This is a genomic window from Mesorhizobium sp. M0306 (assembly GCF_040321655.1).
Classification (GTDB): domain Bacteria; phylum Pseudomonadota; class Alphaproteobacteria; order Rhizobiales; family Rhizobiaceae; genus Mesorhizobium.
In genome coordinates this window covers 112,940-133,232 of the sequence record NZ_JAMYRY010000007.1, presented here as the reverse complement: position 1 = coordinate 133,232, position 20,293 = coordinate 112,940, and the positions used below count along the sequence as shown (strand labels likewise).

The 20,293-nt window shown below is 63.1% G+C and carries 20 protein-coding genes and 2 pseudogenes; 7 read left to right on the top strand and 15 right to left on the bottom strand.

Translation table 11 applies throughout. The features are described from left to right. Nucleotide 1 precedes the first annotated feature (1 nt). Nucleotides 2-556 (bottom strand): autotransporter, encoded by a 555-nt coding sequence (locus NKI95_RS13355; RefSeq protein ID WP_352717233.1) that lies wholly within the window; start codon nt 554-556, stop codon nt 2-4. A gap of 99 nt (nt 557-655) precedes the next feature. Here NKI95_RS13355 and NKI95_RS13350 point away from each other — a divergent pair, with 99 nt between their 5' ends. Continuing rightward, entirely contained in the window at nt 656-1,402 is a 747-nt protein-coding gene (locus NKI95_RS13350) for a GntR family transcriptional regulator (protein ID WP_352717232.1), read from the top strand. A gap of 61 nt (nt 1,403-1,463) precedes the next feature. Here NKI95_RS13350 and NKI95_RS13345 read toward each other — a convergent pair whose 3' ends face one another. The 5 genes from NKI95_RS13345 to NKI95_RS13325 form a co-directional block, all read right to left on the bottom strand. Then, a complete protein-coding gene (locus tag NKI95_RS13345) occupies nt 1,464-3,122 on the bottom strand; it encodes an FAD-binding dehydrogenase (RefSeq protein ID WP_352717231.1) in 1,659 nt (552 codons plus the stop codon). Nucleotides 3,123-3,181: 59 nt separating this feature from the next. After that, on the bottom strand, nt 3,182-4,168 hold the full coding sequence (locus tag NKI95_RS13340; RefSeq protein WP_352490432.1) for a Gfo/Idh/MocA family protein: 987 nt from the start codon (nt 4,166-4,168) through the stop codon (nt 3,182-3,184). 308 nt (nt 4,169-4,476) lie between these two features. Further along, on the bottom strand, nt 4,477-5,052 hold the full coding sequence (locus tag NKI95_RS13335; RefSeq protein ID WP_352717229.1) for a YceI family protein: 576 nt from the start codon (nt 5,050-5,052) through the stop codon (nt 4,477-4,479). Nucleotides 5,053-5,120: 68 nt separating this feature from the next. Next, complete coding sequence (locus NKI95_RS13330) at nt 5,121-5,699, bottom strand: cytochrome b (protein ID WP_352717227.1); 579 nt, start codon at nt 5,697-5,699, stop codon at nt 5,121-5,123. 60 nt (nt 5,700-5,759) lie between these two features. Further along, nucleotides 5,760-6,650, bottom strand: a complete 891-nt coding sequence (locus tag NKI95_RS13325; RefSeq protein WP_352717226.1) for a LysR family transcriptional regulator — start codon at nt 6,648-6,650, stop codon at nt 5,760-5,762. Nucleotides 6,651-6,755: 105 nt separating this feature from the next. On the opposite strand from NKI95_RS13325, the pseudogene NKI95_RS13320 reads away from it, so the two are divergent. Beyond that, a pseudogene (locus NKI95_RS13320) lies at nt 6,756-7,750 on the top strand (aldo/keto reductase). 258 nt (nt 7,751-8,008) lie between these two features. Here the strand turns inward: NKI95_RS13320 and NKI95_RS13315 are convergent. The 8 genes from NKI95_RS13315 to infC form a co-directional block, all read right to left on the bottom strand. Next, the gene (locus NKI95_RS13315; protein ID WP_352717224.1) at nt 8,009-8,611 is read right to left on the bottom strand and encodes a nucleotidyltransferase family protein; all 603 of its coding nucleotides are present in this window, start codon (nt 8,609-8,611) and stop codon (nt 8,009-8,011) included. A gap of 419 nt (nt 8,612-9,030) precedes the next feature. Next, the gene (locus NKI95_RS13310; RefSeq protein WP_352568469.1) at nt 9,031-9,624 is read right to left on the bottom strand and encodes a prolyl hydroxylase family protein; all 594 of its coding nucleotides are present in this window, start codon (nt 9,622-9,624) and stop codon (nt 9,031-9,033) included. A 10-nt stretch (nt 9,625-9,634) separates the two neighbouring features. Next, on the bottom strand, nt 9,635-12,043 hold the full coding sequence (gene pheT / locus NKI95_RS13305; RefSeq protein ID WP_352717223.1) for a phenylalanine--tRNA ligase subunit beta: 2,409 nt from the start codon (nt 12,041-12,043) through the stop codon (nt 9,635-9,637). A 106-nt stretch (nt 12,044-12,149) separates the two neighbouring features. Continuing rightward, nucleotides 12,150-13,235, bottom strand: a complete 1,086-nt coding sequence (gene pheS, locus NKI95_RS13300) for a phenylalanine--tRNA ligase subunit alpha (protein ID WP_352717222.1) — start codon at nt 13,233-13,235, stop codon at nt 12,150-12,152. Between the two features lie 96 nt (nt 13,236-13,331). Then, the gene (rplT, locus tag NKI95_RS13295; protein ID WP_352522431.1) at nt 13,332-13,733 is read right to left on the bottom strand and encodes a 50S ribosomal protein L20; all 402 of its coding nucleotides are present in this window, start codon (nt 13,731-13,733) and stop codon (nt 13,332-13,334) included. A gap of 148 nt (nt 13,734-13,881) precedes the next feature. After that, nucleotides 13,882-14,085, bottom strand: a complete 204-nt coding sequence (gene rpmI, locus NKI95_RS13290; protein ID WP_006201248.1) for a 50S ribosomal protein L35 — start codon at nt 14,083-14,085, stop codon at nt 13,882-13,884. Between the two features lie 191 nt (nt 14,086-14,276). Then, nucleotides 14,277-14,918: a methyltransferase family protein gene (locus tag NKI95_RS13285; RefSeq protein WP_352717221.1), complete on the bottom strand. Its 642-nt coding sequence runs from the start codon at nt 14,916-14,918 to the stop codon at nt 14,277-14,279. Between the two features lie 201 nt (nt 14,919-15,119). Next, on the bottom strand, nt 15,120-15,656 hold the full coding sequence (gene infC / locus NKI95_RS13280) for a translation initiation factor IF-3 (RefSeq protein ID WP_023677573.1): 537 nt from the start codon (nt 15,654-15,656) through the stop codon (nt 15,120-15,122). Between the two features lie 214 nt (nt 15,657-15,870). On the opposite strand from infC, the gene NKI95_RS13275 reads away from it, so the two are divergent. The 4 genes and pseudogenes from NKI95_RS13275 to NKI95_RS13260 all read left to right on the top strand — a co-directional run bounded on the left by NKI95_RS13275 (nt 15,871) and on the right by NKI95_RS13260 (nt 19,226). Continuing rightward, on the top strand, nt 15,871-16,638 hold the full coding sequence (locus tag NKI95_RS13275; protein WP_352717220.1) for an alpha/beta hydrolase: 768 nt from the start codon (nt 15,871-15,873) through the stop codon (nt 16,636-16,638). Nucleotides 16,639-16,642: 4 nt separating this feature from the next. Then, nucleotides 16,643-17,783: pseudogene (locus NKI95_RS13270) on the top strand (benzoate/H(+) symporter BenE family transporter). 116 nt (nt 17,784-17,899) lie between these two features. Continuing rightward, entirely contained in the window at nt 17,900-18,370 is a 471-nt protein-coding gene (locus NKI95_RS13265; RefSeq protein WP_352717219.1) for a DUF2852 domain-containing protein, read from the top strand. 97 nt (nt 18,371-18,467) lie between these two features. Further along, entirely contained in the window at nt 18,468-19,226 is a 759-nt protein-coding gene (locus NKI95_RS13260) for a M48 family metallopeptidase (protein WP_352717218.1), read from the top strand. Nucleotides 19,227-19,234: 8 nt separating this feature from the next. On the opposite strand, the gene NKI95_RS13255 is transcribed toward NKI95_RS13260, so the two are convergent. Then, a complete protein-coding gene (locus NKI95_RS13255) occupies nt 19,235-19,453 on the bottom strand; it encodes a hypothetical protein (protein WP_352717216.1) in 219 nt (72 codons plus the stop codon). A 165-nt stretch (nt 19,454-19,618) separates the two neighbouring features. Between NKI95_RS13255 and NKI95_RS13250 the strand changes: the two genes are divergently transcribed. Then, nucleotides 19,619-20,278, top strand: coding sequence for a phosphoribosylanthranilate isomerase (locus tag NKI95_RS13250; protein WP_352717373.1), 660 nt, complete (start codon nt 19,619-19,621; stop codon nt 20,276-20,278). Nucleotides 20,279-20,293 lie beyond the last annotated feature (15 nt).

Here is a 20,293-nt window from a genome sequence, read left to right as displayed (position 1 = left end):
CTCATTCGTGCCCGGACTGCTGAATGGGCCGAGCGCCGGCGAGGTAGCGGTCATTGTCAAACGGCTCGGCCTGGTTGCTGTCCGGGCTCCACAGCTGGCGGTGGGTTCGTGTGAGATCGCCGAGGTAGACATGCAGCGCACCCGATCGCGCGCTGCCTGTATTCGCAACCGAATGCACGGTATTTGACGCCAGATGCACCACGGCAGGCGCTGCGATGTCCTGCCTTTCGGGAACATCGAGTTCGCTGCCAGCAACGGGATAGATGAAGTTCGTCTCGCTGCCCTCGTATATGCCGATCAAGGCATCCATCCGGTGGTTGTGGGGCGGGTACTGCAGGCCGGGCGACAGCGTGATGTGATAGATCGTCAGGTTCGGGCTCGCATGCAAAAGAACCTCGTCGTCGTCTTCTTCGTGAGCGAGTGTTGCCGATGCGTGAAAACGGTTGGTGTAGTCGCCCAGGACCGTCCTTACCGCTTCGAGGGGATCTGGCCCCTTCGCGGCATTGACGATATCATCGGCAACGGCGTAGAGAGGCGACTTGGCGGGTAAAGGCATATCAGTTATCCTCCCTGAGATGCTCAGATTTCCAATCTGAGATGCTCACGCTAGCGAAGGCTGATGCCAGCGTCAACCGGACAGCCAGACGGACAAAATATGAAAACGACGAAGTTGACGGCCGAACCGGCAAGGCCGGCCACGGGCGAGGCGACAGCACTGTCAGCCGCCGATGTCCTTCGCAGGGAACAGGCATATGAGCAGCTGAGGAACGACATCATTGCCTGCGTGCTGCGCCCCGGTGAAGCGCTGACCGAGAAACAGATCGGCGATCGATACCTGATCAAGAAGGCGACCATCCGCGCCGCGCTGGCCCGCCTGATGCAGGAAGGACTGGTCAGGAGCGAGCCGCGCCGCGGCTACGTCGTTGCTACGCTCAGCCTGCGCGACGTCAACGAGATCTTCGATGTCCGCAGCTTGATCGAACCGGAAGTGTTCAGGGTGGCGGCATCGAACATGACCGAGCGCGGGCTCGAGGATGTCAGGCTGGCAGCGCAAAAAGTGCTGAAGCCGGAGACGCTACGCAGCCACGTCGCCTTCCTTGCGGCCGATCGCGCCTTTCGTCTGGCCCTTGCGGAGCTCTCGGGAAATCTGCGGCTGGCGCATCTGCTGGACCAGATACTCGACCAGTCGGCGCGGGTTCTCCACCTCGGGTTCAAGTCGCGCGACTTCACCCAGTTGATCATCGCCCAGCAAAAGGAACTGGTTCTTGCCTGCGAGGCAGGCGACGTTTCCGGCATCGTCAAACTTGCCCGTTCGCAGTGCCTGTATCTCAAGAAGCAGGTGCTCGAGGCTTTGCTTGCCGGTTCCAAACTTCAGGACGTCAATTTGCAGCCCTTCGCCTAAGGGAAGTTGGCCATTCGGTGCGACCGCCACCTTGGCGCAACGGCCGCCGGCGGGCCTTGTTTCACCCCACCGCGCGTGCCGCCGCCCGTCCAGCGCTGCGGCCGGAAAAGATGCAGCCGCCGAGAAACGTGCCTTCGAGCGCTGCATAGCCGTGCATGCCGCCGCCGCCGAAACCGGCGGCCTCGCCCACCGCGTACAGCCCCTCGACCGGTTGGCCGCCGGCGCCCAGCACGCGGCTGTCGAGGTCCGTCTCAAGCCCGCCGAGCGTCTTGCGGGTCAGGATGCTGAGCCTGACGGCAATCAGCGGGCCATTGGCGGGATCGAGCAGCTTGTGCGGCCTTGCGGTGCGGATCAGCCGGTCGCCGAGATAGGCTCGCGCGCCGCGCAGCGCAGTAATCTGCATGTCCTTGGAGAACGGATTGTCGAGCTGCCGGTCGCGGGCGCGGATTTCGCGCTCGACCTGAGCCAGTTCGAGCAGCGGCTCGCCGCCGGCCACTGCGTTCATGCGGGCGACCAGCGCCGGCAAATCAGGCTCGACGATGAAATCCTCGCCCTTCTCCATGAACGCCTTGACCGGCGCGGGCACGCCGCTGGTGGCGCGGCCAAGCACCTGGCGCCAGCTTTTCCCGGTCAGATCGGGGTTCTGCTCGGAGCCCGACAGCGCGAACTCCTTCTGGATGATCTTTTTGGTCAGGATGAACCAGGAATAGTCGTATCCGGTGCTCATGATGTGGCTGAGCGTGGCCAGCGTGTCGAAACCGGGATAAAGCGGCACCGGCAGGCGCTTGCCGCGCGCGTCGAGCCACAGCGATGACGGGCCGGGCAGGATGCGGATCGCATGATCGGTCCAGAGTGGTGCCCAGTTCCTGACGCCCTCGACATAGTGCCACATGCGGTCGCGGTTGATGAGCCTGCCGCCGGCAGCCTCGGCGATCGCCAGCATGCGGCCATCGACATGATCGGGAACGCCGGTGATCATGCGTTTCGGCGGCGCACCCAGCCGCTGCGGCCAATTCTCCCGAACCAGCTGGTGATTGGCGCCGATGCCGCCGGAGGCGACGATGACGGCCTGCGCCTTCAGCTCGAAATCGCCGGCGATCTCGCGCGAGCTCTTGCGGCCGCGCTCGGCATCGCTCGCCGCCAATAGGTCGCCACGCACGCCGTTGACGACGCCGCCCGTCCGGGTCAATTCGTTGACCCGGTGACGGAACCTGAAGCGGATCAATCCGCGCTTCTCGGCCTCGCGCACGCGCTGGACGAACGGTTCGAGCACGCCAGGGCCGGTGCCCCAGGTGATGTGGAAGCGCGGCACCGAATTGCCGTGGCCGACGGCATTGCCGCCGCCGCGTTCGGCCCAGCCGACCACCGGAAAGAATTTCAGGCCGCGCTGCATGAGCCAGGACCGCTTCTCGCCGGCGGCGAAGCCGAGATAGGCCTCGGCCCAGCGGCGCGGCCAGAGATCTTCCGCACGGTCGAAGGCTGCGGTGCCCAGCCAGTCCTCGAGCGCCAGCTCATACGAATCGCGGATGCGCATGCGCCGTTGTTCGGGCGAATCGACGAGGAAGATGCCGCCGAGCGACCAGAATGCCTGACCGCCAAGCGACTGTTCCGGCTCCTGCTCGACGATGATGGTCTTCTTGCCGGCCGCAGTCAGTTCGGCCGCCGCGACAAGGCCGGCAAGGCCGGCGCCGACAATGATCACATCCGCGTCGTCGGGCATCTATTTGACCATGATCTCGTCCAAAAACCGGTCCCCCACTTTTTGGGATCATGGCCGGCCTAGACTGCCTCCCAGCCTTCCTTCTCGCCGGCGCGAAAGATGGCATCGATGACCTTCTGGTTGAGCACGGATTCTTCCAGGGTGAAGACGCGGTCCTTGCCGCCCTGTGCCGCCCGCGCGAAGGCCTCGACTTCCAGCCGGTACTGTTGCGTGCCAGGAAAGCGGAACACCTGCGCCTCGCTGTGGTTCTGGTTGTGCAGCTCGACGCGGTGATGGTCGTAGAGCCCGGCGTTGAACGGTGAGAACACCTCGATGAAGCCCTTCTCGCCGTGGAAGACCATCACCTGGCGTGCCGCCATCTGCGTCGACAGGTAGAAGGACAGCTCGAAGTCGCCGAAATCGGCACGGATCGAGGAATAGATGTCGGTGCCGAATGTCTTGTCGCGCTCGATCGTCGCCTGGACGCGCAGCGGCTCCTTGCCCGTCGAAAAGCGTGTCGACACCGTCGGATAGACGCCGATGTCGGGCAGCGCGCCGCCACCAAGATCGAGCTTGTTGCGCATGTTGTTGGGGTCGACATTGTAATAGGAGAACGCGCCCTGGACATGGCGCAGCCGGCCGATGGCGCCGTTGGCGATCAGCTCGCGCACCTTGATCCATTGCGGATGGTAGACGACCATGAAGGCTTCGCAGACCAGAACCTTCCTGGCATCGCGCAGCTTGATCAGCGGCGGAATGTCCTTGGCATCGAGCGCCAGCGGCTTTTCGACCAGAACATGCTTGCCGGCCTCGATCGCCTTGGCCGTCCATTCGACATGCTGCGAGGTCGGCAGCGGAATGTAGACGCCGTCGATGTCGCTGGAGGCGAGCAGCTCCTCATAGGAGCCGAAAGCGTGGCGCGCGCCGAAGCGTTCACCGAGTGCCCGGGCTTTCGACAGGTCGCGGCTGGCGATCGCCGACAGCACGCCATTCTCCGCCTCGACGATTGCCGGCAAAAGCTGCTCGCGGCCGATCTTGGCCGTCGACAAAACACCCCATCGGAACATCAGGTTTCTCCTCTCGATTGCAGGCCTGGAGGTTTGCCCTAATTCAAGAGAAAAGCCAATGCGGGACACTGGTTCCTCGCCCCACGAAGTGGGGAGAGGTGGCTCGGGCGAAGCCCGAGACGGAGAGGGGCCTTCGCGGCGGCCGAATTGGCTGTTCACGCGCCCGTTATGGGCTTCGCATCATAATCAGTCCGCGCCCTGCCCCTGCAGGATTCTGGCTTGGCGGCCGTCGTCCCCCTCTCCGTCCCGGCTTCGCCGGGCCACCTCTCCCCCGCTTTGCGAGGGCGAGGAACCAGGTTCCGCAAAGACTATCCCCTTCTACCCGTCAGCGTCATGTCGAAGTCGACGACGTTGGAATAAATCGGCGTGCCGACATCCATGCCATAGCGCGACCGCAACACCTTGCCGGTGACGTGGAATTTTATCGTGCCCGCCTTGAGGCCGCCAAGCTCGGCCGTGAATTTTTCCTGAAAGGTCTTGCCGCGCGCCGTCAGCCGGCCGGTGACAAGGGCTGACGTGTCGCCGGTCCGTTTGACGCTGGTCGAACGGAACTGGATCTCCGGATTGTTGGCCGCGTCGAAGACTGCGTCCGAGCGGAGAAAGGCATCGATGCGGCCTTGGCCGGTACCGACGCTTTCGGGGAAGATGGTGAAATTGACCTGGGACCGGCCGACATCGCTGTTGTCGATGAGGATACTGCCCTTGAAGCGGGAGAAAGCACCGTCGAGCCCGCCGCCGCCGAGCTTGGCGATGGAGAAGTGGATGCTGGAACTCCCCGGACTGATGGTGTAGCTGCCGGCCGCGTCGCCAAGGGCAACGGCGGCGAAAACAGGCATGGCAAAACAAGCGGCGGTTGCCGCAAATCCGAAGATGCGCGCGTACATGGAAATGGTCCTCTTGGCAGGCAACGCTTTCTTGCGTCCTCGCCCCATCAACGAATGAGCCGCCCGCTCTATTCCGTGTCGCGATGTGACGAAGCCGTGATCATGCGCGTCAGCACCGTATCCCTCAGCCAGAAATGATGGCGCAGCGCCGCGGCGAGATGCAAAGCGACAAGTCCGATGCCGGCATAGGCGAGATACCAGTGCGTCGCTGCCCAGAAGCTTTCTGCCTTGTCCGATTCGCCAAGCGGCAGATTGGGCATGACGAACAGATTGAACGGCACGCTCGGGATCTCCAGCACCGAGACCGAGACCAGCGCCCAGCCGGACAACGGCAGAGCGAGCTGAAACGCATAAAGCGCGAGATGGACCAGCGGCGCCATCCGGCGCTCGAACGGGCCGACCGAGCGCGGCAGCGGCGGGGTCGGTCTGCCTAGGCGCCAGGCGATGCGCAGGATGACCAGCCCAAGCAGCAGGAAGCCGAAGGATTTATGCAGCTGGATCAGTTCGAAGGCGGTGCGCTGGCTGGACAGTCTCACCATGACGAAGCCGAGCACGAACTGGCCGATAAAGAGCGCCGCGATCAGCCAGTGAAGGATGATCGCCGTCCAGCCGTAGCCGGTGGCCTGGTTTTTGGGCAGTGCTGACATGGTCGGTGAACGAATGCCAGGTCGGCTTTCTTCCACCTCTCCCTTGTGGGGAGGGTTGGCTTACTCGCCGACCTTGAAGAAATCGACAAAGGCCCTGAGCGCCGGCCGCATCTGGCGGCTGCTGGGATAATAGACGAAGAAGCCGTCGAAAGGCGGGCACCAGTCCTCCAGCACGCGAATGAGCTTGGCGGTGGTGAGCGCATCGCGGACATAGTCCTCGAACACGAAGGCAAGCCCGGCGCCATCTACCGCGGCGTTGGCAATCAGATGGTCCTCGTCGAGGATCAGCGGCCCCTGTACCGCTATCTCGATCTCCTCGCCGTTTTTCTCGAATTCCCATCGGTAGAGAATGCCGCTGGAGAAGCGGAAACGGATGCAGCGGTGAGCGGCAAGATCGTGCGGATGCAGCGGCCTGGGCCTGGTCTTGAAATAGGACGGCGCGCCGACCACGGCGCCGCGGAGGTTCGGCCCGATGCACACGGCGATCATGTCGCGCTGCAGGCTCTCGCCCAGCCGCACGCCGGCATCGAAGCCGCCCTCGACCATGTCGGTGAAGCGGTCCTCGATGACGATTTCCAGCACGATGTCCGGATAGGCAGCGGCAAAGGCGCCGAGCCTTGGCGTCAGCGCCAGGTGGGCCGCGGTGCGCGGCACGGTCAGCCTGAGATTGCCGGCCGGCCGGTCGCGTGCCTCGATCGCCGATTCCAGCGCCAGGTCGATCTCCGACAGCGCCGGCCTGAGACGCTCGAGCAGCTGCGCGCCCGCCTCGGTCGGCGCGACGCTGCGCGTACTGCGCGCCAGAAGGCGGACGCCGAGGCGCGCTTCGAGGCTGGAAACCGCATGACTGACCGCGGATGGCGCGATTGCCAGCTCCTTGGCGGCACCGCGAAAACTGCCGCATTGGGCGACCGTTGCCAGCACAGCGAGCTGTGAAAGATGGGTTCGCTTCATTGATCTATTTCTTGGAACAGCCCGTGCAGATGAGAGCCGATTATCGAACGCAGCGCAAGACGCTATCTCTGCCGCATCACAACCATCACAACAAGGAGACACGTGATGCAAACCCGCAAGCTTGGCAATGAACTCGACGTCTACCCGGTCGGCCTCGGCTGCATGGGGATGAGCTTTGCCTATGGCGGCCAGCCGGAGGCGGAGGCGATTGCCACGCTGCGCCACGCCGTCGAGATCGGCGTCAATTTCTTCGACACGGCCGAAGTCTATGGCCCCTACGAGAACGAGGTCCTGGTCGGCAAGGCGCTGAAGCCGGTGCGTGACAAGGTGACGATCGCAACCAAATTCGGCTTCAAGATCCTCGAAGAAGGCAGCGGCATGGAGCGCATGGCCGGCGTCGACAGCCGTCCCGAACACGTCAAGGCGGTTGCCGAAGCGTCGTTGAAGCGGCTGGATACGGAGGTTATCGACCTCTACTACCAGCACCGCGTCGATCCAACGTGCCGATCGAGGATACGGTCGGCGCCATGGCCGAGCTGGTGCGCGAGGGCAAGGTGCGGGCGCTCGGCCTGTCGGAGGCGAGTGCGGCGACCATCCGCCGGGCGCATGCCGTGCATCCGATCGCCGCCGTGCAGAGCGAATATTCGCTGTGGACCCGCGATCCGGAGGAAGAGGTCTTGGCCGTCTGCCGCGAGCTCGGCATCGGCTTTGTCCCCTATAGCCCGCTCGGCCGCGGCCTGCTCACCGGCACGATCGCCAAGCCCGATGTTCTCGGCGCCGACGACTGGCGCCGCGGGTTGCCGCGCTTCCAGGCCGACGCCATGGCGGCCAATGCGGCGGTCGTCGCCGTGCTGGAAAAGATGGCCGCCGAGAAGGGCGTGACGCCGGCGCAGCTGGCGCTCGCCTGGGTGCTGCATCAGGGCGATTTCATCGTACCGATCCCTGGTGCACGAAAAATCCGCCATCTGGAACAGAATACGGCGGCGGCGGATATCGAATTGAGCGCGGCCGAGGTGCAGGCCATCGGCGATGCGCTGTCGCCGGAGAAGGTGGTCGGCAAGCGCTATACCGAGGAGCTGCTGGCCCTGGTCAACGGGTGAGTGGCGATCTCAGAAACGAAAGGGGCGCTCAGGCGCCTCTTTTTGCGTATCGCGGCGCAAAGAGGTTGCGGAACGCCGGCGCGAGACACCCCCCTCTGTCCTGCCGGACATCTCCCCCTCAAGGGGGAGATTGGCAGTTCCAGCGCCCTGCCCGTCCTTCCGGCGCCGGTGATTGGCGAAAGCCGAGGCGACATCCGATCTCCCCCCTTGAGGGGGAGATGCCCGGCAGGGCAGAGGGGGGTGCCTCGCGCCGACATTCTACCAAGGCACGACAGTAATCTCCGGCCAGCACTCCTGTGCCCGCCTGCCCTTTATCTCATGCGTCCGCTGATTATCCAGCACTCTATTTGGCGTGATGCGAAACGAAAAAATGTCGTCGAGTCCGAACGGTGCCACCAGATCGAGGCGCCCCTCGGCGTCGAAGCGGACGCCAACCGCATGGGTCTTCGACGCAAAATAGCTGACCGATTCGCTAGCGCTCATATAACGCGGGCATTCCTGCCCGAACTTGATCGGATACCACAGATGCACCCGCGCCTGGTTGCGGATCTCGACCGGCACGGGCAGATCGGCGAAGACCGGCGCGGCGCGGGCGATCACACTGTCCTCGGCTTCATAGGACAGATCGCTCTCGTCAAAATAGAACAAGTCGACATCCCTGATGCCGTAACCCGACGGCTTTCCGGTCAGATGGTTCCAGACGGTGTTGTAAAGCGCGCCGGACACGACCAGCCAGTCGGGGAGGTCGAGACCGCGTGCGCGAACCAGCGCTTCATGGATCAGGGCGTCTTTCGAGACGATGTCGAGAAACGCCGTGCGCTGCGTTTCGAAGGAGAGCCCGGAATAGCGCAGATGGTCCATCGGCTCTTGGAAGGCGATTCGCGATGCCTGCGCAATCCATCAGTTCATTATTCGTCAGGCTCTGCCCAGAAGCCGGTTCTTCGGTTGAGGGCCATTCTTCGCCATATACAAAGCCCTCGATGGCGGCGAGCCTTCCTGTAATCTCGTCGAAGAACAAAACCATGCCGCAAGGAAGCCGGTCGGGTCCGACATGCGCTACCTTGGGTGAACTGAACACCCGACTCTCGCATCGCAATTCCGGAGCAACCGATGAGGGAGTGACTCTGGTCATGAATCCCACAGGATCGCGGCTGCGTTCTTTGACTTTCAGCGCACTCATCATGTCAGGAGAAATGCCGGCGGAACGGCAGAACTCCTGGACGAAAAACACTTCCAGCGGGGTCAGGTGCATCTAGCTCAGCGGCACAACGGACAGCCTTTCATTGGCGCTTGTACATCACGTCCGTTCGGATGACGTACTTGCGCCCCGACAGCACCTCGTCGCCGCGATGCTCGATCGGATGGTAGAACGCCAGTGCCATTCCTTTCTTCGGCTTCACCAGAAGACTGCTACCGGCATAGCCCGGCATCTCGCCGCGAAACGAGGTTCCTCCCCCTTCAAATCCATCCGATAGATAAATCATGAACGTGAACTGACTGCGCTCCAAGGCGTGGCGCTCGAAATAGCCGTCATGGTGCCAATCGAACTTCTGGCCCGGCCCATAGCGATAGAAACGGAAACGCTCATTCAGCCCGGTCAAGCGCCAGTCGCCGAGACCACGATAGAGCAGAGGCCGCGCCCGTGCGAAGAGCAAATCCGCAAGGTCCTCGTCATCGAAGACAACCCGGTCGTTGTTGCGAAGCTCCTTCAGGACGGTGGCGCCGCCGGAGCTGTTCACCTTGGCCGCCTCGAAACCGCGCCGTTCACTGTCAGCGATCAGATCGGCGCATTCCTGGTCATCCAGGAAGCCGTCGATCGTCCCGATGTGAGTTGCCAGCCAGGTGATGGAGAGCTTGCTGGTGTGAACCATCATCGCAACCGTTCTAGGTTCTGAGCACGCCGCCGGTCTGCTTGCCGACATTCTCGACGATGCGCTTGGCAAGCGCCTCGAAATCCTCATCGGTCAGCGTCTTTTCAACCGGCTGGATCGACACTTCGATGGCGATCGACTTCTTCGCCGCGCCGAGCGCTGCACCCTCGAAAACATCGAACACCGAGACACCGGAAATCAGCTTCCGGTCGGCGGCAAGGGCAGCGCGAACGAGTGTGCCGGCATCGACCGCCTTGTCGACGACGAAGGCGAAATCGCGCTTGACCGCCTGGAAGGCGGACAGATCGAGCCTCGGCTTCGTCCGCGTCGGCTTGGCCTTCGGCTCAGGCACCGCATCGATGAACACTTCGAAGCCGCAAAGCGGGCCGGAGACGTCCAGCCCCTCCAGCGTCTTCGGATGGAACTCGCCAAACGTGCCAAGGATTACCTTCGGCCCAAGCTTGATCGTGCCGGAGCGGCCGGGATGATACCAGGCCGGGCCGCCGGCCTCGATCTGCAGCCGCTCGACCGGCGCGCCGCAGGCTTCGAGTGCTGCGATCGCATCGGCCTTGGCGTCGAAGACGCCGACGGCGCCGGCGTTGCCGGCCCAATGGCGGCCGGAGCCCTCGAGCTTGGCGGTGCCGCGCCGCACGCCGGCGGCAACACGCCGCTGCTGGTCGGCGCCATCGCCCTCGTAGGTGCCCGACACTTCGAACAGCGCGACATCGCCGATGCCCTTGTCGGCATTACGCTGCGCGGCCGCAATCAGCCCCGGCAGCAGCGACGGCCGCATGTCCGACATATCGGCGGCGATCGGGTTGGCAAGCTTCAGCGCCTGCTGGCCGCCGCCGAACAATTCGGCGTGTTTTGCCGGAATAAACGACCAGGTGACGGCCTCCATCATGCCGCGCACGGCGAGTGCCCGCTTGGCGGCGCGGGTGCGGATCTGCAGCACAGTCAGGATCTTGGCGTTGACCGCATCATGAGAACCAAGCGGCTGCGGCGCGATGTTGTCGACGCCGTGGATGCGCATGACCTCCTCGACCAGGTCGGCCTTGCCGGCGACATCCGGCCGCCAGGACGGGACCGCCACATTGACGACATCGCCCGTGCCCTCCGGCTCGAAGCCGAGGCGGGCAAGAATGTCGAGGCTCGTCGAGCGCGGCACTTCGATGCCGGTCAGCCGCTTCACTTCCGACAACGGAAACGAGACGATCTTCGGCCGATGGCCTGCGTAGCCGACGACTTCGGTTTGCGCCGGCGTGCCGCCGCAGAAATCGAGCACCAGCTTCGTTGCCAGCTCCAGGCCGGGAACCATCATCTCCGGGTCGACGCCGCGCTCGAACCGATAGCGTGCATCGGTGATGATGCCGAGCGTGCGGCCAGTGCGGGCGGTCGCGATCGGGTCCCAAAGCGCCGACTCGATCAGCACGTCGGTGGTGTTCTCGTCGCAGCCGGAATGCTCGCCGCCCATGATGCCGGCGATCGATTCGATGCCGTCCTGGTCGGCGATCACGCACATCTCCGGCGTAAGCGTGTATTCGCGGCCGTCGAGCGCCAGCACCTTTTCGCCGTCACGCGCCCGGCGCACGGCGAGATTGCCGGTGACCTTCCCAGCGTCGAAGACATGCAGGGGCCGGCCGCGGTCGAAGGTGACGTAATTGGTGATGTCGACGAGCGCGCTGATCGGCCTCAAGCCGATGGCGAGAAGCCTTTGCTGCAGCCATTTCGGCGACGGACCGTTCTTGACGCCGCGCACCAGGCGCAGCGCAAAACCGGGACAGAGCTCCGGCGCTTCGATCGTCACCTTGACCGGCGTCTCGCCCTTGCCGGGGACCGGCTCTATCGGCGCGCTCTTCAGCGTGCCGAGCCCGCTCGCAGCCAGATCGCGGGCGATGCCATGGACGCTGGTTGCATCGGGCCGGTTCGGCGTCAGATTGATCTCGATCAGCGGATCGTCGAGATGGGCATAGGCGGCGAAACTGGTGCCGACCGGCGCATCGGCCGGCAGGTCGATGATGCCGTCATGCTCTTCTGACAATTCGAGCTCGCGCTCGGAGCACATCATGCCGTGGCTTTCAACGCCGCGGATCTTGCCGACGGTCAGCGTCACGTCGATGCCGGGAATATAGGTGCCCGGTGCTGCAAAGGCGCCGATCAGGCCCGCGCGGGCGTTCGGCGCTCCACACACAACCTGCACTGGCGCCCTGCCGTCGCCGGTGTCGACGGTCAGCACGCGAAGCCGGTCGGCGTCGGGATGCTGGACCGCCGTCACCACCTTGGCGATGACGAAGGGGGCCAGGCTCGCCCGGTCGTCGACATGCTCGACCTCGAGGCCGATCGAGGTGAGACGCTCGACGATTTCCGCCAGCGAGGCGTCGGTCTCGAGATGATCCTTGAGCCAGGAGAGGGTAAGTTTCATGACTGTGTTCCGTCTGGTCTAGGCACGCTGCACTTGAAGCTATGCGGCCGCGCGTCGGACATGTGCAGGAAGGCGAGCTGCCCGCGGATTTGCTGCGGCCCGGTTGTCACGCGCTCAAGCCCCCGAACAGCGTCGGCATGTCGAGCGGCCTAAAACCGTAATGCGACAGCCAGCGCACATCCGCGTCGAAGAAGGCGCGCAGATCTGGCATGCCGTATTTCAGCATGGCGATACGGTCGATGCCCATGCCCCAGGCAAAGCCCTGGTATTCGTCGGGATCGAGGCCGCCGTAGCGGAGCACATTGGGGTGGACCATGCCGCAGCCGAGGATCTCCATCCAGTCCGAGCCCTCGCCGAAGCGCACTTCGCCCGGCCGCGAACGGTCGCACTGGATGTCGACCTCGAGGCTGGGCTCGGTGAACGGGAAGAAGGACGGCCGGAAGCGCATCTTGACGCTCGGCACCTCGAAGAAGGCTTTGCAGAACTCCTCCAGCACCCACTTCATGTTGGCGACATTGGCCGATTTGTCGATCACCAGCCCCTCGACCTGATGGAACATCGGTGAGTGGGTGGCATCGGAATCCTGCCGGTAGGTCTTGCCGGGAATGACGATGCGGATCGGCGGCTTCTGCATTTCCATGGTGCGGATCTGTACCGGCGAGGTGTGGGTGCGCAAAAGCTTGCGCTCGCCCTGCGCGTCCGGCTGGAAGAAGAAGGTGTCGTGCATCTCGCGCGCCGGGTGGCCTTCCGGGAAGTTCAGCGAGGTGAAATTGTAATAGTCGGTCTCGATGTCCGGACCTTCGGCGATGGCAAAGCCGAGATCGCCGAAGATCGCCGCGATCTCGTCGATAACCTGGCTGATCGGATGGATGCGGCCGCGCTCGGCCGGCGATTGCCTGACCGGCAAGGTGACGTCGACCTTCTCGGCGGCGAGACGGGCCGTAATCGCCGCGTCCTTCAGCTCGGCGCGGCGAACAGAAAGTGCCTCGGTGACGCGGTTCTTGAGGCCGTTGATTGCCGGGCCTTTGACCTGGCGCTCCTCGGCGCTCATCGAGCCGAGTGTCTTCAGTATCTCGGAAACCGAGCCCTTCTTGCCGAGAGCAGAGACACGCACCGCCTCGATCGCCTGCTCATCGGCAGCCGAGGCAATCTCGGCCATCAGGGAATTTTCGAGAGTTTCCATGTCACTCATGTTCCAGATCCGATTGGAAGCAAAGAAAAACCCGCGCCAGCCCTGCCAGCGCGGGTTTCCCAAATCAAGTGTCGAATAGCTTGGGAAGCGCTGGTCTTAAGCGACAGCGCTTTCAAAAGCATTCGGCGTGGTGTTCTTGAGGTATTCGAGTGCAACCTTGGCCTTGGCCACGAGTGCGGCGAAGGCCTGCGGCTCGTGGATGGCCATATCCGACAGGATCTTGCGGTCGATCTCGATGCCGGCCTTGTTGAGACCGTCGATGAAGCGGCCATAGGTCAGGCCATGCTCATGCGTCGCCGCATTGATGCGCTGGATCCACAGCGCGCGGAACGAGCGCTTGCGGTTCTTGCGATCGCGATACGCATACTGCATCGACTTTTCCACCGCCTGCTTGGCGATGCGGATGGTGTTCTTGCGACGGCCGTAAAAACCCTTGGCGGCTTTCAGGACCTTCTTGTGCTTGGCGTGCGAGGTGACGCCTCTCTTTACGCGTGCCATGTCATGATCTCCTTAAAAGCAATTCCAGGAAAAGTGCCTAGCGGTTTTCCGTTCGGAATTGCGTAAAACAAATGCGTGTCCAGACCGAATGCCCTTATTTTGGTGCATGATGTTTTCCAAAAAGTCTGCAACTTTTTGGCATCATGCCCTAGAGGCCGTTCGGCAGAAAATTCTTGATGACCTTCTTGCCATCCGGTTCAGCCAGAACCATCGTGCCGCGGGCATTTCGAATGAACTTGTTGGAACGCTTGATCATGCCGTGACGCTTGCCGGCCGCAGCCGACAGAACTTTACCCGTACCTGTGATCTTGAACCGCTTCTTGGCGGCCGATTTGGTCTTCATCTTGGGCATTTTGCTACTCCGTTTATATGCGCACCAATGCGCTTTTTGTTCGCTTCAGGCCGACCAAAGCCCGAAAAGCAAATGAAACCGCCACGGCATGCCCTGCCGGGCGGTTTTTTGGGAACGGCGGTCCTATACGTCAAAGCGGGGGCGCGCGCAACACCCCGTGCTCAGCAACGCTGTACTCAGCAACACTGTACTCAGGGGAAACGGAACAGCACCGGCAATATGCCGGACTGCTGGGCGCCGTCGATCAGTTCGAAAGCCGGCAAGGCAACCAGGAAGACCAGACCGTCCAGCAGCGTGGTTCGCAGCAGGCGCGGCTTGAAGCCGCCGGTGTCGCCTTCCTGATACAGCGACAGCTTCGGTAAAAAGCGCGGCACTTTCGCCAGGTAGGCCTGGTATGGCGCGCCGAGAACCTCCTTGAGGAATTTCTCCTCGCGCAGGATAACGATGTAAAAGGCACCCGCGCAGAGCGCTCCAAAGCCGATCGTGGCGGTGAAGGAGCCGATCTGTGCGCCGACACCGGCGGCAGCTAAAGTAGAGAAGACATAGAGCGGGTTGCGGGTGATCGAATAGGGTCCGCCGGTCACCACTTCGGAGGATTTGCGACCGCCGATATAGAGCGTCGACCACAAGCGCCCGACGATGCCGAGAAAGATCAGCACGACGCCAACCATTTCGATCGTTTCATGCACTGGCGTATCGGGCGGAAAAACCGACTGCCCGAACAAAAGCATCGCGAACAGGACGACGACGACGACGGCAAGCACCATCCTGCGCGTGTGCTGGTAGCTGCCCAGCCCATATTTGGCTTCCGAATGCTTGACGTCATTGACCATGTCGGGAATCCGATCGTCGAGGGAACCAGAGCGTCTTTGCGCTCGCCGGCGATCGCAGCGTCTGGACAAGAAACAGGCGCCCCGCCGATCGCCGGGACGCCTTGCAACATGATTCAGGCGGATTTAATGCATGTCGCCCAAAAGTGCGCCGCGGTTTTGGGACAACGACATGCACAAAACAGAACTAAAGCGCAACGCGCTTTAGCGGGGCGCCAGCACCATCATCATCTGGCGGCCTTCGAGCTTCGGTTCGGCTTCGACCTTGGCGATGGGCGCCACTTCCTCGCGAACCTTGTTCAGAAGCTGCATGCCGAGTTCCATATGCGCCATCTCGCGACCGCGGAAGCGCAATGTCAGCTTGACCTTGTCGCCCTCCTCGAAAAAGCGCCGGACGGCCTTCATCTTGGTCTCATAATCATGGCTGTCGATGTTCGGGCGCATCTTGATCTCCTTGATCTCGATGACCTTCTGGTTCTTGCGCGCCTCGGCCGCCTTCTTCTGGTTGGCGTATTTCAGCTTGCCGAGATCGAGGATCTTTACGACGGGCGGCACTGCATTGGGCGATATCTCGACCAGATCGAGCCCAGCCTCTTCGGCGAGCAGCAATGCGTCGTTGATGGAGACATCGCCGCGGTTCTGGCCTTCGGCGTCGATTAGCTGGACCCGGGGAACCCGGATGTCACGGTTGGAGCGCGGGCCTTCCTTGGTGGGCGCCGCTGCTTTGAAAGGTCTGCGAATGGTCGTGGTCTCCTTGAGCCGTTTCGTTAAGGGGTTCTTCAGTTCAGAATTGCGAACGCGCAATGTGGTGAGCGCGCGGTCGGAGTCAATAGCACAGCATTCTCAGGAAATCACCTGCTCGATGAATGCTCCTCTGCACCAAGCGAAGAAAGTAGCAGAGCACTTTTCGTTGAATGCCTTGCTGTGCCAAAAGACCGGCGTGAGGGAATACACCATGACCACCACCCCGATCTTTCTGGACGTCGACGGGACGAGCATCGCCGTCAGGCATGCGGCAGCTGCCGAGCCCGGCATCGTCTGGCTTGGCGGCTACAGATCCGACATGCTGGGCACTAAGGCCGAAGCCCTGTCGGAATGGGCGCTCGGGGAAGGCCGCGCCTTCCTGCGCCACGATTATTCCGGCCATGGCGAATCGAGTGGCGCCTTTGCCGACGGCACCATCTCGAAATGGCTGGACGAGAGCCTGGCCGTTTACCGTCGCTTCACCCGGGGCAGGCAAATCCTGGTCGGTTCATCGATGGGCGCCTGGATCGCGCTGCGCATGGTGCAGGAATTGCGCAAGGCGGGCGAGAACAGCGTTGCCGGCCTTGTGCTGCTGGCCCCGGCGCCCGATTTCACGTTCGAACTGGTGGAGCCGGTGCTGACCGGGGCGCAGAAGCGCGACCTCAGGAAAAAAGGCTTTTTCGAAGAGCCATCGGACTATTCCGCCGAACCGTACATCTACACGCGCGCACTGATCGAGGACGGCCGCAGCAACCGGGTGATGACCGGGCCGATCGACACGCACTGCCCGGTCCATATCCTGCAAGGGCTGGCCGATCCCGACGTGCCGTCGAGCCATGCGTTGAAGCTGGTCAGCCTGCTGCCTGCCGACGACGTCACGCTGTCGCTCATCCCCGACGGCGACCACCGCCTGTCGCGGCCTCAGGATCTCGACATGCTGGTGCGGGCGGTGGGCGCGATGGTGCGGCAGGCGGGATAAGGACATGCGCATTTCCATTCCGATGTCTGCCTTTGTGGCGGCGATCGTCGGCTTCGGCGGTACGCTGGCCATCGTCATCGCCGCCGCCAAGGCGGTCGGCGCAACGCAGGTTGAGACCGCAAGCTGGTGGCGGCGCTTTGCCTGGCGATGGCGATCGAGAGCCTGTGGCTGTCCTGGCGCACAAAAATGCCGGTCATCACCGCATGGTCGACGCCAGGCGTGGCGCTGATCGCCGCATCGACCGGCTTTTCGATGGGCGAGGCGGTCGGCGCCTTCATCGTCACCGCGGTCCTGCTGATCACCACAGGCCTGTTCAGGCCGTTGACCAAGCTGATCGCCAGAATACCGGCTTCGGTCGCGTCCGGAATGCTGGCCGGCATCGTCGTCACCTTCGCCATCAATGCGGTGAAGACCGTCCCGTCGACCCTTGGCTGATCCTGCCGCTGGTTGCGGCGTTCTTCGTCATCCGCCTGTTCAACCCGGCGCTGTCGGTGCTGTTGGTGCTGATCGGCGGCGGTCTCGCCGCCTTCCTCACCGGCCGAGTCGGCGGTCTGCCGGCACCGGAACTCTCGAGCTTGACGCTGGTGATGCCGCAGTTCACCGCCACCGCGATCATCGGCCTCGCTTTGCCGCTCTACCTCGTCACCATGGCCTCGCAGAACCTGTCCGGCCTCGCCGTGCTGAGGGCAGCCGGCTATCATCCCGAACCCGGGCCGCTGATCGGCGTCACCGGCCTGTTTTCGCTGCTGACGGCGCCGTTCGGTGCCTCGACCACCAATCTGGCGGCGATCTCGGCGGCGATCTGCACCGGACCCGACGTGCATCCCGATCCAGCCGAGCGCTGGAAGACCGGGCCGTTCTACGCACTGGCCTATCTCGTCTTTGCCCTGTTCGGCGCGTCGCTGGTGGCGATCTTCGCCGTATTGCCGCCGAGCCTGATCGCGCTGGTCGCCGGCCTGGCGCTAATGGCACCGCTCGCCAATGCGCTGTCGATCGCCCTGAAAGACGAGGACGAGCGGATGGCCGCCACCGTCACCTTCGCGGTCACCGCGTCGGGGCTGACGTTATTCGGCGTCGGTGCGGCGTTCTGGGGGCTGATAGCGGGATTGGTCGTGCTTTTCCTCGAAAAGCTCAAAAAGCGATAATCATTTCAGCCGCTTGTCCGGTTTTGGCGGTTGCTGTCTTGAATCGCCGTTTTCTCCATCCCATTTCGATTCCACGCAGCCGGATTTGGCTGTCTCCAACTGAAGGATTGGGAGAAATGAACACATCTGCATTGATCCGTCCGGCCTGGACGCCGGCGACCATCGCGTTGATGGTGATCGGGTTCATGGTGTTCTGGCCGCTCGGCTTAGCCATGCTCGCCTACATCATCTGGGGCGACAGGCTCGACGGCTTCAAGCGTGACGTCAACCGCGCCACCGACGGCATCTTCGCCGGCTGCCGCCGCGGTTCCGACAAGGCCGCGCGCTGGAGTCATGGCTCCGCCCGCACCGGCAACGTCGCTTTCGACGACTGGCGCGAAAAGGAACTCGAGCGGCTTGCCGAGGAACGCCGCAAGCTCGACGAGATGCTGAGCGAGTTCGACGAATATGCCCGCGAATTGCGCCGCGCCAAGGACCAGGAAGAGTTCGACCGCTTCATGGCCAACCGCAACAAGTCGACATCACCCACGACCGGATCGACGACGAACAACAAACCCAGCGGCACGCCAGGCCTGCTCGACGAGTAAGGTCCCGTGCGCAGATAGATAATCCAACGGCGTCGCGTCAGCGGCGCCGTTTCTTTTTTGTTCTAGTCGTTTCCCTCGAATCACGTATCGTCCCGGAATGTCCTTCGGCTTCTTCCGCACCCCGACGAAACCCAAGCCCACGCCCGTCGTGGAGCGCGAGCATTGCGTTGCCGGCCGCACTCTGCCGCTCAAGATCGTCGAGAACGACCGGGCGCGGCGCCTGACGCTGCGCATCGATTCCGGCGGCCGCGGCCTGCGCATCACCGTGCCGCCGGGGCTGCGCCGCGGCGAGGTCGAAAAATTCCTCGACCGCCATCAGGACTGGCTGGAGCAAAGGCTGGCCAAAGTGCCCAATCGGCCGCAGGTGCGGCCCGGCATCAAGATACCGATGCGCGGCGTGCCGCATCGCATCGTCCATGAACCGTCGAAACGCGGCACCGTCACGCTGTCGCACGACGAGCGCGGGCCGCTGATGATCGTGCATGGCGAACGCGTGCATCTGCCGCGCCGCATCGCCGATTTCCTGAAGCGCGAGGCCAAGCGCGAGATCGAGGCGCTGGTGACCAAGCACTGTGCTGCGGTTGGCAAGCGCGCCAAGGCGATCCGCTTCAAGGATACGTCGAGCCGCTGGGGATCGTGCACGTCGGACGGCAATCTGTCGTTTTCCTGGCGCATCATGATGGCGCCGCGGCCGGTGATAAACTACCTCGTCGCGCATGAGGTGGCGCATCTCAAGGAGATGAACCACGGCCCGAAATTCTGGAAATTATGCGAGCAGCTTTGCCCGGACACTGACCGCTGCAAGGACTGGCTCAAGCGCAATGGCGGCGCGCTGCAGGCGATCGCGTTCGAGTAGTTGTCCGATCAATCGTCATTCGCCGCGTTCAACTCCTCCGGCCGCAACCCCTCATCGACATGGCGCGGCCAAGGCAGAAAATCCTGCTCGAAGGTCTCGTTGCTGAAATAGGCCAGCGCCCGGTGCGCCTCGGCGCCGTTGAAAGCCGCCTTGTCCATCAAATGAGCGATGACCTCATGGGCCTGTGCCAGCTTTTGCCTGAGTTCCGCGACGGTCTTTTCCGGCATGTCTTTGTTCTCCCGCCTTTGTGCCTGAGCAAGTAGCGCGTCGCGCTCTTATATTAGCAAGGTAGCGCGTTCCGCTCTTACATTAGCAAGGTAGCGCGTTCCGCGCTGGCGGCAAACAGGATGCTTTTTCTCGACTCTTTTGCCGTTTCGTGCCAATCCCGCGCCATGGCGCTCGACATCAAGATATGCGGGTTGAAGACCGACAAGGCACTGGCTGCGGCATTGGCCGGCGGCGCCAGCCATGTCGGCTTCATTTTCTTTGCCAAAAGCCCGCGCTATGTCGGGCCGGCGGAAGCCGGCCGCCTGCGCGAAGCGGCGCGCGGCAAGGCTAAGGCTGTTGCGGTGACGGTCGACGCCAGCGATATGTTCCTGGACGAGATCGTCGAAAAGATGCAGCCCGACATGCTGCAGCTTCACGGCGCCGAAACCCCCGGGCGGGTGGCCGAAGTGAAGGCGCGCTACGGCTTGCCGGTGATGAAGGCGCTGCCGGTCAGCGAGACTGCCGATCTCGAGCGGGTTAAACCCTTCATCGGCATTGCCGACCGTTTCCTGTTCGACGCCAAGCCGCCTAAGGGTTCGGAATTGCCGGGCGGCAACGGCCTTGCCTTCGACTGGCGCGTTCTGGCCGGCCTTGACGCCGGCGTTGATTACATGCTTTCCGGTGGGCTCAACGCCGGCAATATCGGCGACGCGCTTCGGCTGGCGAACCCGCCCGGAATAGATGTTTCCTCGGGCGTGGAGAGCGCACCGGGCGTCAAGGAACCGGCGCTGATCGAACAATTTTTCCGGGCCGTCGGGGCAGCACGCGACAACCGCGCCGCCTGACCACGCTTCAAACCA

Coding starts and splice junctions, on each gene's coding strand:
- pheT (WP_352717223.1), bottom strand. CDS start 12,043: ATGAAACTTACCCTCTCCTGGCTCAAGGATCATCTCGAGACCGACGCC.
- pheS (WP_352717222.1), bottom strand. CDS start 13,235: ATGAGTGACATGGAAACTCTCGAAAATTCCCTGATGGCCGAGATTGCC.
- rpmI (WP_006201248.1), bottom strand. CDS start 14,085: ATGCCCAAGATGAAGACCAAATCGGCCGCCAAGAAGCGGTTCAAGATC.
- rplT (WP_352522431.1), bottom strand. CDS start 13,733: ATGGCACGCGTAAAGAGAGGCGTCACCTCGCACGCCAAGCACAAGAAG.
- NKI95_RS13285 (WP_352717221.1), bottom strand. CDS start 14,918: ATGGTCAATGACGTCAAGCATTCGGAAGCCAAATATGGGCTGGGCAGC.
- NKI95_RS13345 (WP_352717231.1), bottom strand. CDS start 3,122: ATGCCCGACGACGCGGATGTGATCATTGTCGGCGCCGGCCTTGCCGGC.
- NKI95_RS13340 (WP_352490432.1), bottom strand. CDS start 4,168: ATGTTCCGATGGGGTGTTTTGTCGACGGCCAAGATCGGCCGCGAGCAG.
- NKI95_RS13310 (WP_352568469.1), bottom strand. CDS start 9,624: ATGATGGTTCACACCAGCAAGCTCTCCATCACCTGGCTGGCAACTCAC.
- NKI95_RS13325 (WP_352717226.1), bottom strand. CDS start 6,650: ATGAAGCGAACCCATCTTTCACAGCTCGCTGTGCTGGCAACGGTCGCC.
- NKI95_RS13315 (WP_352717224.1), bottom strand. CDS start 8,611: ATGGACCATCTGCGCTATTCCGGGCTCTCCTTCGAAACGCAGCGCACG.
- NKI95_RS13355 (WP_352717233.1), bottom strand. CDS start 556: ATGCCTTTACCCGCCAAGTCGCCTCTCTACGCCGTTGCCGATGATATC.
- NKI95_RS13255 (WP_352717216.1), bottom strand. CDS start 19,453: ATGCCGGAAAAGACCGTCGCGGAACTCAGGCAAAAGCTGGCACAGGCC.
- NKI95_RS13275 (WP_352717220.1), top strand. CDS start 15,871: ATGACCACCACCCCGATCTTTCTGGACGTCGACGGGACGAGCATCGCC.
- NKI95_RS13265 (WP_352717219.1), top strand. CDS start 17,900: ATGAACACATCTGCATTGATCCGTCCGGCCTGGACGCCGGCGACCATC.
- NKI95_RS13330 (WP_352717227.1), bottom strand. CDS start 5,699: ATGTCAGCACTGCCCAAAAACCAGGCCACCGGCTACGGCTGGACGGCG.
- NKI95_RS13335 (WP_352717229.1), bottom strand. CDS start 5,052: ATGTACGCGCGCATCTTCGGATTTGCGGCAACCGCCGCTTGTTTTGCC.
- NKI95_RS13350 (WP_352717232.1), top strand. CDS start 656: ATGAAAACGACGAAGTTGACGGCCGAACCGGCAAGGCCGGCCACGGGC.
- NKI95_RS13260 (WP_352717218.1), top strand. CDS start 18,468: ATGTCCTTCGGCTTCTTCCGCACCCCGACGAAACCCAAGCCCACGCCC.
- NKI95_RS13250 (WP_352717373.1), top strand. CDS start 19,619: ATGGCGCTCGACATCAAGATATGCGGGTTGAAGACCGACAAGGCACTG.